The 14,784-nt window shown below is 57.0% G+C and carries 14 protein-coding genes; 12 read left to right on the top strand and 2 right to left on the bottom strand.

Going from position 1 to position 14,784, the window contains the following annotated elements; translation table 11 throughout:
• Positions 1-9 precede the first annotated feature (9 nt).
• From ACK2JC_RS12915 to ACK2JC_RS12890, 6 genes are all read left to right on the top strand, one after another.
• Positions 10-1,212 carry a mandelate racemase/muconate lactonizing enzyme family protein gene (locus tag ACK2JC_RS12915; protein WP_092362906.1) on the top strand — a complete coding sequence of 401 codons (1,203 nt, stop codon included), beginning with the start codon at positions 10-12 and terminating at the stop codon, positions 1,210-1,212.
• A gap of 216 nt (positions 1,213-1,428) precedes the next feature.
• Positions 1,429-2,709, top strand: a complete 1,281-nt coding sequence (larA, locus tag ACK2JC_RS12910) for a nickel-dependent lactate racemase (RefSeq protein ID WP_320938000.1) — start codon at positions 1,429-1,431, stop codon at positions 2,707-2,709.
• 20 nt (positions 2,710-2,729) lie between these two features.
• Positions 2,730-3,020 (top strand): UxaA family hydrolase, encoded by a 291-nt coding sequence (locus ACK2JC_RS12905; protein ID WP_092362902.1) that lies wholly within the window; start codon positions 2,730-2,732, stop codon positions 3,018-3,020.
• 110 nt (positions 3,021-3,130) lie between these two features.
• A complete protein-coding gene (locus tag ACK2JC_RS12900; RefSeq protein ID WP_368272126.1) occupies positions 3,131-4,294 on the top strand; it encodes a UxaA family hydrolase in 1,164 nt (387 codons plus the stop codon).
• A 142-nt stretch (positions 4,295-4,436) separates the two neighbouring features.
• Positions 4,437-5,030, top strand: a complete 594-nt coding sequence (locus ACK2JC_RS12895; protein ID WP_107435066.1) for a type IV toxin-antitoxin system AbiEi family antitoxin domain-containing protein — start codon at positions 4,437-4,439, stop codon at positions 5,028-5,030.
• Complete coding sequence (locus ACK2JC_RS12890) at positions 5,030-5,881, top strand: nucleotidyl transferase AbiEii/AbiGii toxin family protein (RefSeq protein WP_368272127.1); 852 nt, start codon at positions 5,030-5,032, stop codon at positions 5,879-5,881. Before ACK2JC_RS12895 ends, ACK2JC_RS12890 begins: the two co-directional genes overlap by 1 nt.
• A 195-nt stretch (positions 5,882-6,076) precedes the next feature.
• On the opposite strand, the gene ACK2JC_RS12885 is transcribed toward ACK2JC_RS12890, so the two are convergent.
• Together ACK2JC_RS12885 and ACK2JC_RS12880 are read right to left on the bottom strand one after the other, a co-directional pair.
• A complete protein-coding gene (locus ACK2JC_RS12885) occupies positions 6,077-8,038 on the bottom strand; it encodes an aconitate hydratase (protein ID WP_320937997.1) in 1,962 nt (653 codons plus the stop codon).
• Positions 8,039-8,180: 142 nt separating this feature from the next.
• The gene (locus ACK2JC_RS12880) at positions 8,181-9,101 is read right to left on the bottom strand and encodes a LysR family transcriptional regulator (protein WP_227169736.1); all 921 of its coding nucleotides are present in this window, start codon (positions 9,099-9,101) and stop codon (positions 8,181-8,183) included.
• 77 nt (positions 9,102-9,178) lie between these two features.
• On the opposite strand from ACK2JC_RS12880, the gene ACK2JC_RS12875 reads away from it, so the two are divergent.
• The 6 genes from ACK2JC_RS12875 (at position 9,179) to ACK2JC_RS12850 (ending at position 14,765) form a co-directional block, all read left to right on the top strand.
• Complete coding sequence (locus ACK2JC_RS12875) at positions 9,179-9,418, top strand: hypothetical protein (RefSeq protein ID WP_368272128.1); 240 nt, start codon at positions 9,179-9,181, stop codon at positions 9,416-9,418.
• An 82-nt stretch (positions 9,419-9,500) separates the two neighbouring features.
• Complete coding sequence (gene dcuC, locus ACK2JC_RS12870) at positions 9,501-10,829, top strand: C4-dicarboxylate transporter DcuC (RefSeq protein WP_368274826.1); 1,329 nt, start codon at positions 9,501-9,503, stop codon at positions 10,827-10,829.
• A gap of 13 nt (positions 10,830-10,842) precedes the next feature.
• Positions 10,843-12,183: an adenylosuccinate lyase family protein gene (locus ACK2JC_RS12865; RefSeq protein ID WP_320937995.1), complete on the top strand. Its 1,341-nt coding sequence runs from the start codon at positions 10,843-10,845 to the stop codon at positions 12,181-12,183.
• A 213-nt stretch (positions 12,184-12,396) separates the two neighbouring features.
• Complete coding sequence (locus tag ACK2JC_RS12860) at positions 12,397-13,296, top strand: LysR family transcriptional regulator (RefSeq protein ID WP_368271988.1); 900 nt, start codon at positions 12,397-12,399, stop codon at positions 13,294-13,296.
• 274 nt (positions 13,297-13,570) lie between these two features.
• The gene (locus ACK2JC_RS12855; RefSeq protein WP_107435057.1) at positions 13,571-14,380 is read left to right on the top strand and encodes a CoB--CoM heterodisulfide reductase iron-sulfur subunit B family protein; all 810 of its coding nucleotides are present in this window, start codon (positions 13,571-13,573) and stop codon (positions 14,378-14,380) included.
• Positions 14,373-14,765 carry a 4Fe-4S dicluster domain-containing protein gene (locus ACK2JC_RS12850; protein ID WP_007708253.1) on the top strand — a complete coding sequence of 131 codons (393 nt, stop codon included), beginning with the start codon at positions 14,373-14,375 and terminating at the stop codon, positions 14,763-14,765. Before ACK2JC_RS12855 ends, ACK2JC_RS12850 begins: the two co-directional genes overlap by 8 nt.
• Positions 14,766-14,784: the final 19 nt, after the last annotated feature.

Here is a 14,784-nt window from a genome sequence, read left to right as displayed (position 1 = left end):
GCATTTATAATGAAGATAACAAAGGTTGACGTTTATATGCTGGATGCGGGGGAGCAGAGATGGCAGAGAAAACCCATCATCTGCCGCATCCACACCGATGAGGGAATCTACGGGGACGGAGAGGCGGGAATCGCCCTGGGAATCGGCTCCACCGGCGCGTTCGGAATGGTGAAGGACCTGGCAGGCCTGATCATCGGCATGGACCCCATGAATGTGGAAGTGATTTGGAACAAGATGTTCAAGTCCAGCTTCTGGGGTATGGGCGGAGGCGCTATCGTGTTCGCCGGAATCAGCGCAATCGACATCGCGCTGTGGGATATCAAGGGCAAAGTTCTGGGCGTGCCCTGTTACCAGCTGTTGGGCGGCAAGTTCCGCAGCAAGATGCGTTCCTACGCCTCCCAGCTTCAGTTCGGCTGGTGCGACCGCATCGGGCCTTACGGAAAGCCGGAGGAGTACGCCGAGATCACCCAGTACGCCCTGGATCAGGGGTATGATGCGGTGAAGATCGACTTCACCCAGATCGGCCCCGACGCCACCCACCTGCCCAAGAGCGAGTGCGAGGGCATTCCCACCCGCAAGTTCATCGACATGGTGGAGGCCCGTATGAAGGCGGTCCGCGACAACTGCGGCTGGGATTTTGACATGATCGTGGAGAACCACTGCCGGACCGACGCCATCAGCGCGGTGATCATCGGCGAGCTGTGCGACAAGTACAAGGCCATGGCGCTGGAAGAGCCGACGATTCCCATGAACCCCATGATGCACAAGGCGGTTCACGACAAGATCAAGACGCCCATCGCCAGCGGCGAGCGCATTTTCGGGCGTTGGCATTATATGAACAACTTTATGGAGAACAATGTGCAGCTCCTTCAGCCGGATGTGTGCAACTGCGGCGGTCTGACCGAGGCCAAGAAAATCTGCGACATGGGCCAGGTGTTCGACGTGACCGTGCAGGCTCACTGCGCAGGCTCGCCCATCTCCACCGCGGCGGCCCTGCACCTGGAGGCGGCGATTCCCAACTTCTGCATCCATGAGCACCATTTCCGCAGCACCCAGCCGTCGCTGACCGTGCTCTGCAAGTACGACTATCAGCCGGAGCGCGGCGTTTACACTGTGCCGGAGCTGCCGGGCCTGGGCCAGGAAATGTCTCAGTTCGGAATGGATACCGCGCTGATGCACGTGGTTGTGGACAGGGACGAGAGAGGTCTGTAACTGGTATGGGCGTCCGCAGGGCGATGGCCGTGAGAGGCCGTCCCTGCGGGCGCTGTTTTGTTTGGGGGTGATGGGCGGTGGGGCGCAGTCAGCGGGCGATTGCTGTGAGATGGGCGGTGGGGCGCAGCCAGCGGGCGATTGCTGCGTGTGATGGGCCGCGGAGCGCAGTCCCTCCGCCGGGAGAGGCGTTTGGTACAGCCTGCAAGGAGGAGCTATATGAGAATTGACCTTCCCTACGACACGAAAACGGTGCCGCTTACAATCGGGGAACATAATTTGGAAAAAATTGTAATATCGCACATCAGCGAGGTTTCCGGGGAGGGAACCCAGGAGGAGATGGTGCGTCGGGCCTTGGAGTGGCCGGTGGGTACGCCGCGCCTGCGGGAACTGGCCCGGGGGAAGAAACGGGTGGTGCTGGTGACCAGCGACCATACCCGGGCGGTGCCCAGCAAAATCACGCTTCCGATCCTGCTGGCGGAGATTCGGGCGGGCAATCCCGACGCAGAGATCACGATCCTGATCGCCACCGGCCTTCACCGGGAGACCACCAGGGAGGAGCAGATTCGCATGTTCGGGTCTGAGATCGTGGAGCGCGAGCGGATCGTGGTAAACAGGGCCTTTGAGAAGGACGAGTTTGTCTCAATGGGGGAGCTGCCCTCGGGGGCCGGGTTTTATGTGAACCGGCTGGCCGTGGACTGCGACCTGCTGGTGACCGAGGGATTTATCGAGCCCCATTTTTTTGCCGGTTTCTCCGGCGGGAGAAAGAGTATTCTTCCGGGAATCTGCTCCGCGGAGACGGTGAATGAGAACCATTCCTATAAGGCCATCGCCAGCCCGTTCGCCGCGGCCGGGGTGCTGGAGGGAAATCCCATCCACGAGGACATGATCTGTGCGGCCAGGCGGGTCAACGTGCAGTTTATCCTGAACGTGGCCCTCAACGCCCGCAAGGAGATTATCGCGGCCTTTGCCGGGGATGTGGAAGCCGCCCATCTGGAGGGCTGCCGGTATATCCGCAGCGTCTCCGAGGAACCGGCGGTGACCGGGGACATTGTAGTCACCTCCAACGGGGGCTATCCGTTGGATCAGAACCTGTACCAATCGCCCAAGGCGGTGGCCACGGCGGAGGCCTGCGCCGGGGAGGACGGGGTGATCATCATGGTCTGCGCGTGCCGGGAAGGCATCGGCGGTTCCCATTTTGAGGAACTGATCATGGGCGGAAATCCGCAGGAGATCGACCGGAAGCTGTCCGCGGTGCCGCCCCGGGAGACGATCCCGGAACAGTGGTGCGCCCAGATATACGCCAGGATTCTGCAAAGGCATCCGGTGATCCTGGTGACTACGTATCTGGACCCGGAGGTGGTACGGCGGGCCAACATGATTCCGGCGTCCACGCCGGATGAGGCGCTGGCAATGGCATTTGAGATGAGAGGAAAGGACGCCAGGGTGGTGGTGATCCCGGACGGTGTGTCCGTGATGATCACAAAACCGGTATCCTGAGAGAATAAGGAGGTAAGGTTATGTATCTGGCTTTGAAAGTGAGCGACCTGGACAATGTGGCGACTGTGTTCGCGGAGGGAATCCAGGCGGGAGCGGAGATTGAGGTGAGGGACAAGAAGGGGGAGTCCGTGGTGATACGCGCCCTGGACCCCATTCCATACGGCCATAAGGTGGCGGTGCGGGAGATTGAGACCGGGGAACAGATCATGAAGTACGGCGAAGAGATCGGCGTGGCCAGCCGGGCCATCGCGGCGGGAAACCACGTTCATGTGCACAATCTGGACAGTATGAGGGGCAGAGGGGATTTGTAGCGGCGGAGACGCAGCGGACGCAGAGGGCTGGGGCTGTGAGGATTGGTTTAGGATTCGCAGGCCCGGCGCGGGTGCATTTTACAATATTTGTAAGGACTAGGAGGGGCAATATGATATTTCAAGGATATGTGAGACCGGACGGAACGGTGGGCAGCCGCAATCTGGTTGCGGTGATTCCCAGCGTGGTGTGCGCCAACGACGTGGCCCAGGCCATTGTGGCCCAGGTGCAGGGCACGGTGGGGCTGTACCACCACCAGGGCTGCTGCCAGCTGCCGCCGGATCTGGACCGGGTGACGGAGACATTGATCGGCCTGGGCTGCGGGCCCAATGTGGGAGCGGCTTTGGTGGTCAGCCTGGGCTGCGAGGGCACGGACCACGAGCAGCTGGTGCAGGAAATTGCACGGACGGGCAAGCCGGTGGAGATCATCCGCATTCAGCAGCTGGGCGGGGTCAGCAAGGCCATCGCCGCGGGCATCGACGCCGCATCCAGGCTGGTGCGGGCCATTGCGCCCCAGCAGCGCCGGGAGGCGGATATCTCCAAGGTGGTATTGGCCATCAAGTGCGGGGCGTCGGACACCACCTCCGGCATGGCTTCCAACTGCGCGCTGGGTTATGTGGCGGATAAGCTGGTGGACCTGGGCGGAACCGTGGTGTTTGGAGAAACCACGGAATTTCTGGGCGCGGAGCACATTTTGAAGCGCCGGGCCGTGAACGCGCAGGTGGCGGACAAGATCGATGAGATTGTGGCCCGCATGGAGAGCCGGGCCAAGTCCCTGGGCTGCGACATGCGCAAGGGACAGCCCACGCCGGGCAACATCGAGGGCGGCCTGTCCTCCATCGAGGAGAAATCCCTGGGCGCTATCGTCAAGTCCGGTACCAGGCCCATCCAGGGCGTGATGGAGTACACGGATCGGGTGGGGGACCGCAAGGGCCTCTGGATCAAAGATACGCCGGGCCGTGAGCCGGAGATTCTCACGGGCATGGCCTGCACGGGCGCGCAGCTGATGATGTTCTCAACCGGACGGGGCGCTCCCCAGGGCTTCCCCACCATGCCGGTGGTAAAAGTCTGCGGAAACCCCATTACCTACCGGAATATGGAAAATGATATGGATATCAACGCCGGATTGATCATCGAGGGGAAAAAGTCCATTGAGCAGGTGGGCGAGGAAGTGTTTGAGAAGATCGTGGAGGTGTTGAACGGTGGGATGAGTAAGAATGAGAGTCTGCATTATTATAGTTCCATTGATATTTATACGTTGGGGCCGGTGATTTAAGGTTAAGGTTAAGGATAAGGTTAGGGGTTTTGATGGAGTGCGGCGGCAGATTTTGGTCTGCCGCCGTTATTTTGGGTTAAAAAATAAATTTACTTTTGCACATATTTGAATTATAATAGTTGTGTGAAAGTTGGTGAAAAATATGGAGTACGAAAACATTTTAAAATCGCTTATGGAGGAAAATCAAGGAATTTTAATGGCCGCTAAAGCCCTTGATGCCGGTGTTTCAAAATATCATTTTTACAAATATGTGAAATCAGAGGAGTTAGAGAAGGCAGCTCCGGGTATTTATGTTTCAGCAGATGCCTGGGGAGATGACCTTTACATTTTGCAGGCGAGATATGCCGGGGTCATTTTCTCACATGAGACGGCACTTTATCTTCTGGATTTGGTGGACCGTGAGCCATTACAGATTACGGTCACTGCAAAGGGGAAGTACAACGCGCAGAAACTTACAGAGCAAGGGGTCAAGATTTATCGTATCAAACCGGAACTCCATACCTTGGGGGTCCGTGAACTGCCGTCACCCGGAGGCCACCAGCTCCGTGTGTATAATGCGGAGAGAACCATCTGCGATATGATTCGCAGCCGGAGCAACATTGAAATTCAGGATTATCAGACGGCATTAAGGAGTTATCTGCGTCTAAAAGAAAAAAATATCCCCTTGCTTATGGAATATGCGGAAGAATTTCATGTGGCAGCCATTTTAAGAACATATCTGGAGGTGCTTTTATAATGATTCATACATCACGGCAGCTCAAGGCACTGGTGCGAAATATCTCAAAAGGAGATAGTATGCGGGCGCTGCTTTTGATTCGTAATTATTTTATGGAGCGGTTCTTAGAACGGCTTTCCCTGTCGCCATACCGGGGAAACTTTATTTTGAAGGGCGGTATGCTGGTATCGGCCATGGTAGGTATTGATGCACGAAGTACGATGGATATTGACACTACAATCAAAAATCTTCCGCTGTCGGTTGAGAGCGCGGAAAGAATTTTAACAGAGATTATCTCCGTTCCCATTGATGATGGAGTGTTTTTCAAAATAGAGCGCATCGGTGAAATTATGGATGAAGCGGAATATAGCGGGATTAGAGCTTCAATGACGGCTTCCATTGACACTATGAGAACACCGTTGAAATTGGATATTTCTACTGGGGACCGGATTACTCCAAAAGAAATTGAATATCAGTTTAAGCTGATGTTTGAAGACAGAAGCATATCTGTATTGGCATATAATCTGGAGACTGTATTGGCCGAGAAAATGGAGACTGTGTTAAGCCGCGGAACCGCTAACACGCGCCTGCGTGACTTTTATGATCTCTATATTCTCCAACACGATTGCACACAGTCTTTTGATGAAAACACACTGTCGGCTGCCTTTCGCATTACTTGTGCCCATCGCAACTCACAGGCTGCAGTGAGCAAGGGCATAGAAACACTACATAAGATAAGAGAGAGCGCCGAAATGCAGAATCTTTGGATATCCTATCAACAAAAATTTCCGTATGCTAAGAGCATTTCATGGGAGGCCGTTATGGAGGCCGTTTGTGATTTGTCGGAGATTTGTATGCCTGCCTTCAACTAATTTGTAAAAATCGCGCTGAAGGCCTGCCGGCTTACCGGAAATCTGGACTAGGGTATGGCGGCAAGACTGCTGACCAAGAGAGGTAAGAGGTGACCATCGTAAGACGGTATCATAACAGTTGAAAACCCTTTAACAGTAAGTAAAAAGATGGGGCAGTCTATTTCCTGACTGCCCCATCTTTCCGCTGAAAAAGGCTTACCTCCCCATCTCCTCCAACTGCCTCTTCAGATAACGAAGCTGCCCTCCGCAGGAGATCACTTCCAACTCGCTGTCAGACAGCTCCAGCCGCGCCTTAAAGGTGAAATCCTTGGTCACGTCGGTGATCTCCACCTCGCGGGTCTGCATCTGATCCGGCAGGTTGTGAATCTCCAGGGTATCTTCCATGTCTACCCGGTCATAGTCCGCCGGATCGGCGAAGATCATGGGGATAATGCCGTGGTTGAGCAGATTTCCCTTGTGGATTCTGGCGATGCTCTTGGCGATCACCGCTTTTACGCCCAGGTACATGGGGTTGATGGCCGCGTGTTCGCGGGAAGAGCCCTGGCCGTAGTTCTCACCGCCGATGATGATGCTCTGCCCCATCTGGCGCGCCCGCTCCGCGAAGGAGGGATCATACCGGTGGTAGCAATACTGGCTCATCAGCGGGATGTTGGAGCGCATGCTGGAGAACTCGGCGCTGGCCGGCGTGATGTCGTCGGTGGTAATGTTGTCCACGGTCTTCAAGCTGATCTGAACCTTCAAATGCTGCTCAGGTGCATCCGGCACCGGCAAGGGCTTGATGTTGGGGCCGCGCACGACCTCCACCTCTCTGGCCTCCTCCGGGGATAGGGGCGCTACGATCATGGAATCGTCCACCGGGTACTCCTCCGGCTCCTGGATATCCGCCAGTTTCACGATATCATCACCCAGAATCTCCTCCGCAGAGGCAAATGTTCCCATAATGGCCGTAGCCGCCGCGCTCTCAGGGTTGACCAGATAAATCTCAGCCGTGGGGTTGCCCGCCCGTCCCTTGAAGTTCCGGTTGGAGGTGCGCACCGCCACGCCCTTGGTGGCCGGGGACTGGCCGATGGCGCAGCAGGGGCCGCAGGCCAGCTCCAGCAGGCGTACACCCGCGTTCAGCAGCATTTCCAGATAGCCGTCCTTCATCAGCTGCAGGTAAATCTGTTTGGAGGAAATGCCGCAGGTGCAGCTCACGTCCTCGTGGACATGCCTGCCCTGGAACACCAGGGCCGCCTTGGCGATATCGGAATAGCTGGCGTTGGTGCAGCTTCCGATGAATACCTGCTGAACCTTCTTTTTCTCCACATCCTTAAGCGGAATCACGTTGTCCGGCTGGTGCGGACATGCGCAGAGGGGAACCAGTTCGCTCAGATTCAGCTCCATTTCCCCGTCGTAGGAGCAGCCCTCGTCCGCGGTCAGCTCCACAAAGTCCTCCTCCCGCTTCTGGGCCTTCAGGAATTTTCTGACCTGCTCGTCCGCCGGGAAAATGGAGGTGGTCGCGCCCATCTCAGCGCCCATGTTGGAAATGGTCGCGCGCTCGTTCACCGTCAGGGTGGCGGCTCCCGGGCCCACATACTCAAAGACCTTGCCCAGTCCGCCCTTGATGCCCACCCGGCGCAGCATCTCCAGAATCACTTCCTTGGCGTTGCAGCCGGGCTTCAGGTGGCCGGTCAGGTTTACTTTAATAACCTGGGGCATTTTAAGGCGCATGGGAACCCCGGTCATGGCTGTGGCCACGTCCATGCCGCCCACGCCGATGCACAGCATGCCGATGGCGCCGCCGTGGGGCGTGTGGCTGTCGCCGCCCATGCTCAGCTTACCGGGCGCGCCGAAGCGGGCCACCTGGACGGCGTGGCAGATGCCGTTGCCGGGCCGGGACACGTAGACCCCGTAGCGCTTGGCCACGGATTGCAGGTAAATGTGGTCGTCCGGCGTCTTGTTGTCCAGATACAGCAGGTTGTGGTCCAGGTAGCTGACGCTGGTCTCCACCTGGGTGCGGTCCAGGCCGATGGCCTCGAAGGCCAGATAGGTCATCACCGCGTTGATGTCATGGGTCAGGGTCTGATCCACTTTCAGGAAGATTTCCTCCCCCGGGATCATGTCCGACGGCTTTGCCAGATGGGCCGCCAGAATCTTTTTAGTCAAATTCATGTTCATGTAAGTTCCTCCAGGTTTCTTAAATTCGGCTGAGCCGGTGAAGGGAGCGTTGGGGCACAAAAAAGCCTCCCCCACAATGGTTGTTAAGACCATTATAAGGCAGGCTGAGCCTATAAGTAAAATTGGAATTTGCTAATAAGGGTCATAGCTTTTTCTTATGGATTTTCAGATTGTGCTCCGCGATCTCAAAAAGGGCCTGCTCCACCTGGCCGATATAGCAGCCCTCCCGGTACAGGGCGAACACTTCCCAGGTCAGCGGGTTCTCCGACAGGTGGTACACGTCCAGCTCCCCGCCCTCCTTTACCAGCTCCAGGGTGATTTCCGGGACCACCGCCACCCCCATTCCCTTTGCGGCCAGGCGGCAGGAGAGCATGTTGCTGTGGGATTCCAGGAAAATATTCGGCTGTACGCCCGCATTTTTTGCCAGCACGTCCACACTGGCTCTCAGGGCGTGCCCCTTCTCCAGGGTGATAAAGGGCAGGCGCGCGGCCTTGCGCCAGTTCACGATGTGCTTTTCCCGGTCCAGGATGCAATCGTTAGGCAGGTAGCCCCTGGCGCAGACCAAAACCAGCTCCTCGTCGGTCATCTTTACCTGGGCGATGTCCTTGTCCTTGGTCCACTGGGGCAGAAAGACAAAGTCGGTGTCGCCGTTTCGCAGTCCCTCGATCAGCCGGTTGCCCGGCCCGCTGGTCACCTCTACGTCGATGCCGGGAAAACGCTCTTTAAAAGGCGGCAGGATCAGCGGCAGCATGTAGATCAGCCGCTCGCCCGGAAAACCCAGGCGCAGCCGCCCCTGGCAGTTGGTGGCGATGTCCCGGAACTCCCGGTCCATGTCGTCCAGCTGCATCAGGATGGCCCGGGCCCGTTTCAGATACTGCTCCCCCGCGTAGGTGCAGACCAGAGGCGTGGCCGACCGGTCGAACAGCTTCACCCCCAGCTCTTCCTCCAGCTTGTTGATGTAGCTGCTCAGCGCCGGCTGGCTGATGAACAGTTTCCTGGCCGCTTTGGTGACGCTGCCGCACTGTGCGACCATATTGACATATTTGAATTGACGCAGCTCCATATCCTGATTCCTCCCACCGTAGACCAGCTGTTAGCGCGTATATGAGGTACATTTGGCAATAGGGGACACGTTTCCTTATGATACTTTGTCGCCAACTGCAGGTTGACGATAAGGGATACGTTTCCTTATTATACTTTGTCGCCAACCGTAGGTTGGCGATAAGAGATACGTTTCCTTATTATATCATCGGGGGTGGGGGAAGGCAAGGGCGCAAGCCTGCTAAGCGTCAAGGTGCACAAAACCGCCGCATGAAACTTGGTGAAAAAAACAATGGTATAGACGAAACCTATCAGCAGATAAAATATCCGTATTTCTAAAGGAATTCCGAAAATGTTAAGATTATGTCAAACAAAATACCCCCGTCATATTGCGGGGGATCATATTTTCAGGAGGTATTTTATGGTTTGGGCAGGAGCACTGATTGTTTTGATTACCTTTGCGGCGATCTTAAAGAATCTGGAGGCCAGAATGGTCCTGATTCTCTCGGGAGCCGCCATGGCCCTGATCGCCGGGATTGCCGGTGTGGAGGGCTGTTTTGACGGAGCCATACAGGCGTTTATCTCCCAGCTGATCAACGAATCGCTGGTTCCCACCATCTGCGCCTGCATGGGCTTTAGCGCAGTGATGGAGTACACGAAATGTTCGTCCAATCTGGTATATCTTTTAACCAGACCGTTGCAGAAGGTGCGTTTCGCGGTGGTGCCGGGCGCAATCTTAATCACCTGGCTGATCAACATTGTGGTCATGAGCGCGGCGGGCTGCGCGGCTACGGTGGGCACCCTGCTGGTTCCCATGATGCTGGGGCTGGGCGTGCACCCGGCCACCGCGGCGGCCTGCATCCTCATTGGCACCTGGGGAAATGTGATGAATCCCGGACAGAGCTTCAACGTCCAGGTGGGCGAGCTGGCCTCCATGACCGGGCTGGAGGTAGTATCCAGCTTTACTATGGTGGCGGTAATCGCCCTGGCCGCATCCATTGTGCTGCTGACAGCCATCGACATAACAATGGTAAAAAAGGGAAATAAACAGGGCGCGGCGTATGCCGTGGAGCCGGGAAGCGCGGTCCAGGCTGCTGCCAGCCAGGGCGCTTCCGTCCGGCATGACTCCAATCCAGGGAGCGCACCGGTCAAAATCAATTATTTCAAAGCGCTGATCCCCGCCACCCCCATTATCTTTCTGCTCCTGGGAAACGCGGGCGTTCTCCCCAACTTTGACATCACCGTGTGGATGCTGTCCTGTTCCGTGCTGGGGCTTCTCCTGGATGTCCGCCATGTGCAGGACGGGGTGAAGCAGTTCTTTAACGGCGTGGGTAATTCCTACCGCGACATCATCACGCTGATGGCCGCGGCCTCGGTATTCACCTTCGGCATGAACGCGGTGGGACTGACGGGAGCCCTGGTGGACGTGATGAAAAATTCTACCGCCATCGCCCGGCTGGGAGCGGGCTTCGGACCTTTTATCATCGCGGCCCTGTCCGGCTCCGGAAACGCCGCGGCGATCGCATTCAACACCTCCATCACGCCCCATGCGGCCGATCTGGGCTACGCGGTGGAGGCTATGGGTTCGGTGGCGCAGATCGCGGCGGCCATCGGCCGCTCGGCTTCCCCGGTGGCGGGCGTGACCATTATCTGCGCCAAGATGGCGGGCGTGAGCCCCATGGACGTGGTCAAGCGCTCTATTCTGCCCATGCTCGCGGCGGTGTTGATTTTCATGTTTATGCTAATGTGAGGAGGAAAGAAGGATGGGATTTTCGGGAGCTGGAATGGAAGAGGAATATTATGGAAGCCGGGACGTGCTGGAAGGCGTTTTCGGCGGTGCGAACACCATCCAGAAGATGATGGATGTGGAGGCGGCTCTGGCCTGGGCGGAGTGCAGGGCGGGCCTGGTACCGGAGCAATACGCCGGGGAGATTCAGGAAAAATGCAGCGTCAAGCTGCTGGACGAGGCGGTGTACGCCGAGGCCAGAAGGACAACGGGACACCCGCTCATGGGGATGCTTCGGGCGTACAAGGCCATTTGCAGCAAAGAAGCGGGGGAGTACCTGCATTACGGGGCTACCACCCAGGACATATCCGACACGGCTCTGATCCTGCAGCTGCGGGAGGCCTGGGACATTGTGGAGGATAAGACCCGCCGTCTGCGGGAGATTTTAAGCGGGAAGGCCCGGGAATACCGGAGCCTGGTCATGATCGGCCGGACTAACGACCAGCAGGCCATGCCCATCACCCTGGGCTTCAAGATTTCCACCTGGATCGACGAGCTGGACCGCTGTCTGGAACGCATGGAGCAGGGCCGGGAACGGATCTTTGTGGGGCAGTTTGCCGGGGCCGTGGGCACCATGGCTTCCCTGGAGCAGGAAGGCCCCCGGGTGCAGAAGCTCCTGTTAGAGCGCCTGGGCCTGGCGGCGCCCAAAATCAGCTGGTTTGCCACCCGGGACCGGCTGGCGGAGTTCACCTTTGACCTGGCTATGATCTGCGGCGCGGTGGGGCGCATGGGCAACGAAGTGTACAACGAGCAGCGCAGCGAGGTCAACGAGCTGGCGGAGGGGTACGCCTTGGGGAAGGTGGGCAGCAGCACCATGCCCCACAAGCGCAATCCGTTCCTGCCCGGGCGTCTGGCCGGGCGGGGGAGAATCGCCGGGACGCTGGTCATGCGGGCTATGCAGTGCCTTGAAAATACCAACGAGCGGGACTGCCGGACGCTGTGCATCGAGCCGTACCATTTAAAAGAAATCTGCTGTCTGGTTGACGGCACCCTAGATATCGCGCTGGAGCTGTTCGGGCAGATGGAGGTCCATGAGGACCAGATCGGGCATAACCTGGAGATTCTCCAGGGCCTGATCTACAGCGAGGCCCTGATGATGCGGCTGGCGGAAGCTTACGGCCGCATGGAGGCCCACGAGCTGGTCTATGAGCTGGCTATGGCCGCCATCGGTCAGAAGCGGCAGTTAAAGGAGCTGGCGCTGGCGGACAGCCGGGTCACGGCCCACTTGACGGAGGAAGAGCTGGAAAATCTCATGCGTCCGGAACATTACACCGGCCTGGCGGAGCACTTTGTGGACCAGGTGGCCGGGACGGAGTAAAGGCAGCGGAAGGACGGCGGAAGGACAGACAAAGAATGACCGGTAAAAAAGTCCAGAAAGCAAGGTGGCGGCCTGATATAGTGTGGTATAATTTTAAGAAAGGGGCGCGGGTGTCCCCCACCAGCCCCCGTCATCGGCAAGCCAAAAGGCGGCGCGGCGGCATGCACCTGCCCCACCTGCCCCACCCACCCCAACTACAACAGGAGGAAAAAAATGGATTTTCGACAGCTGGAATATTTTACGGCAGTAGCCAGGCTGCGCAGCTTCACGCGGGCGGCGGAGGAACTTCATGTCTCCCAGCCCACCATTACCACGTGCATCAAAAACATGGAGGAGGAGCTGGGGATTCCGCTTCTGGTGCGGGATAAGCGGCGGGTGATGCTGACCTATGAGGGAGAAACCTTTCTGGTGAAGGCCCGGTCCGTGCTGGAGCAGTTCGAGCAAATGATCCAGGATACCCAGGAGCTGGCCTGCAGCTATGACCAGGTGCTGAACATGGGAATTACGCCGGTGACGGGTTCATTTTTAAATGTCATCCTGTACAACGGCTTTTTCCGGGAGAACCCGGATATCCGGCATCAGGTGCTGGAGCTGGGCAGCCTGGGCATCATGGAGGCCATCGATTCCGACGAGATCGACCTGGGATTTCTGGTAATCCAGGAGGGGATGGAGGAGCGCTACGACATCTGCCGGATCCAGCGGGGCCAGTTAAAGGCGCTGATCCACCGGGAGAATCCCCTGTCCTCCATGGAGCGCATTTCCTTAAAACATCTGGCGGGCGAGCGCCTGATCTACCTGCCGCCCCACTCCTACATCCGCAGCAAGCTGGACGAGGAGTTCAAACGGCTGGAGATCACGCCCAATGTGCTGGCCTACCCCCAGCAGATGATCACAGCCTTCAACCTGGTGGAGAACAACGCGGGCGTCAGCTTCGTGCTGGGGGACGGGTACCGGCCCCTGGTGCACATCGAGCACACGGCGGCCATTCCCCTGGACCCTCCGATACTCTATGAGACGGGATTTGTGTGGAAAAAGGGCAAGCGGATCAGCCGGGCGGCAAGGCGGTGCATCGCGTATGTGCAGAGGCAGATCAAAGCAATCGAAAATTCCTGACAATTCCCCATTTTCGCGGTCACAAAGTCTCAATTATCGCAAAAAACCAGCATTCAAAGTAAATAAAAATGACAATGGCTGTTGTCACAAAAATCGTCGCCGGGTGGTATACCACTCGGCGACAAAAAACATAAAAAAATATCAAAAAATACTATCATTTTGTGTAATATCATGGTATTATAAGAGAAAACGTTGGGATACCAACAAACCGGGATACCAGTTTGTGGTATACAAGAAAAGGAGGTAAGCCCAATATAAGGTTGGGTATGACGGTATGGTTTATAGTTATTATCCGGGTTGTACTTTAAAAACCAAAGCAAAAGAATTGGACTTCTACGCGAGAAAGTCCGCGGAGGCGCTAGGCTTTACCCTGGAAGAGATCGAGGACTGGCAGTGCTGCGGCGCAGTCTACCCTCTGGCTTCCGATGAGATCGCAACCAAGCTGTCGTCCGTGAGGGCTTTGAATGCGGCGAAGGAAAAGGGCCAGGATCTGGTGACGCTCTGCTCCGCCTGCCACCACGTGATCAAGCGGGTGAACGACGACATGGCGAACGTGGATGACATTCGTCAAAAAGTGAACAATTACCTGGACCTGGAAGAAGCCTATAGCGGCGAGACTCATGTATACCACTATCTGGAGGTACTCCGGGACAAGGTGGGTTTTGACAAGATCCGCCAGATGGTGAAGAATCCGCTGACCGGACGGAAGATCGGAGCCTACTACGGCTGCATGCTTCTGCGCCCCAGCAGCATTTTACAGTTCGATGATCCTGAGAATCCCACCATCCTGGAAGATTTTATCCGGGCCCTGGGCGCGGAGCCGGTGGTATACCCGTACCGGAACGAGTGCTGCGGCGGGTACATTTCCTTAAAGGAAAAGGAGCTTTCCGGCAGCATGGTGGACCAGATCATGGAATCCGCAGAGTACAAGGGAGCCCAGGAGCTTGTGACCGCGTGTCCCCTGTGCCTGTACAATTTAAACCATGGTGGGCATTCGCATACCCCTATTGTTAAATATTTCACAGAGATATTAGCGGAGGCCCTTGGTATAAAAGAGGAACAGGGAGGTGTAGAGGGTGCTTAAAACGGACAAAGAAAAGGCTGAGCTGCTGAAGGAGATCAGCGGCGTGGACACCAAAAAATGTATGAAGTGCGGCAGATGCTCCGCATCCTGCCCGTCCTACGATGCGATGGATATCAGACCCCACCAGTTCGTGTCCTACGTGCAGAACGGGGATGTGGAACCGCTGCTGCATTCGAAATCCATCTGGAAATGCCTGTCCTGCTTCGCCTGCGTGGAGCGCTGTCCCAGGGACGTGAAGCCCGCCAAGCTGATCGAGGCCGTGCGCCTCATGGTGATCCGTCAGCAGGGGCAGAACTACCTGTCGCCGGACGAGATCCCGGAGCTTTTGGACCCGGATCTGCCCCAGCAGCTGCTGGCAAGCGCGTTCCGCAAATACAGTAAGTAAGAGAAAGGTCGGAGGTGAA

Source organism: Enterocloster lavalensis (genome assembly GCF_046603895.1).
GTDB lineage: Bacteria > Bacillota > Clostridia > Lachnospirales > Lachnospiraceae > Enterocloster > Enterocloster lavalensis.
The sequence above is the reverse complement of the archived record's forward strand: the minus strand, read 5'-3'. Positions and strand labels throughout refer to the sequence as shown.

Bases quoted from the DNA above. Each gene is read 5' to 3' on its own strand.
- ACK2JC_RS12885 (WP_320937997.1), bottom strand. From the start codon at position 8,038: ATGAACATGAATTTGACTAAAAAGATTCTGGCGGCCCATCTGGCAAAG.
- ACK2JC_RS12895 (WP_107435066.1), top strand. From the start codon at position 4,437: ATGGAGTACGAAAACATTTTAAAATCGCTTATGGAGGAAAATCAAGGA.
- ACK2JC_RS12860 (WP_368271988.1), top strand. From the start codon at position 12,397: ATGGATTTTCGACAGCTGGAATATTTTACGGCAGTAGCCAGGCTGCGC.
- ACK2JC_RS12900 (WP_368272126.1), top strand. From the start codon at position 3,131: ATGATATTTCAAGGATATGTGAGACCGGACGGAACGGTGGGCAGCCGC.
- larA (WP_320938000.1), top strand. From the start codon at position 1,429: ATGAGAATTGACCTTCCCTACGACACGAAAACGGTGCCGCTTACAATC.
- ACK2JC_RS12875 (WP_368272128.1), top strand. From the start codon at position 9,179: ATGATACTTTGTCGCCAACTGCAGGTTGACGATAAGGGATACGTTTCC.
- ACK2JC_RS12855 (WP_107435057.1), top strand. From the start codon at position 13,571: ATGGTTTATAGTTATTATCCGGGTTGTACTTTAAAAACCAAAGCAAAA.
- ACK2JC_RS12880 (WP_227169736.1), bottom strand. From the start codon at position 9,101: ATGGAGCTGCGTCAATTCAAATATGTCAATATGGTCGCACAGTGCGGC.
- ACK2JC_RS12915 (WP_092362906.1), top strand. From the start codon at position 10: ATGAAGATAACAAAGGTTGACGTTTATATGCTGGATGCGGGGGAGCAG.
- dcuC (WP_368274826.1), top strand. From the start codon at position 9,501: ATGGTTTGGGCAGGAGCACTGATTGTTTTGATTACCTTTGCGGCGATC.
- ACK2JC_RS12905 (WP_092362902.1), top strand. From the start codon at position 2,730: ATGTATCTGGCTTTGAAAGTGAGCGACCTGGACAATGTGGCGACTGTG.
- ACK2JC_RS12890 (WP_368272127.1), top strand. From the start codon at position 5,030: ATGATTCATACATCACGGCAGCTCAAGGCACTGGTGCGAAATATCTCA.
- ACK2JC_RS12865 (WP_320937995.1), top strand. From the start codon at position 10,843: ATGGGATTTTCGGGAGCTGGAATGGAAGAGGAATATTATGGAAGCCGG.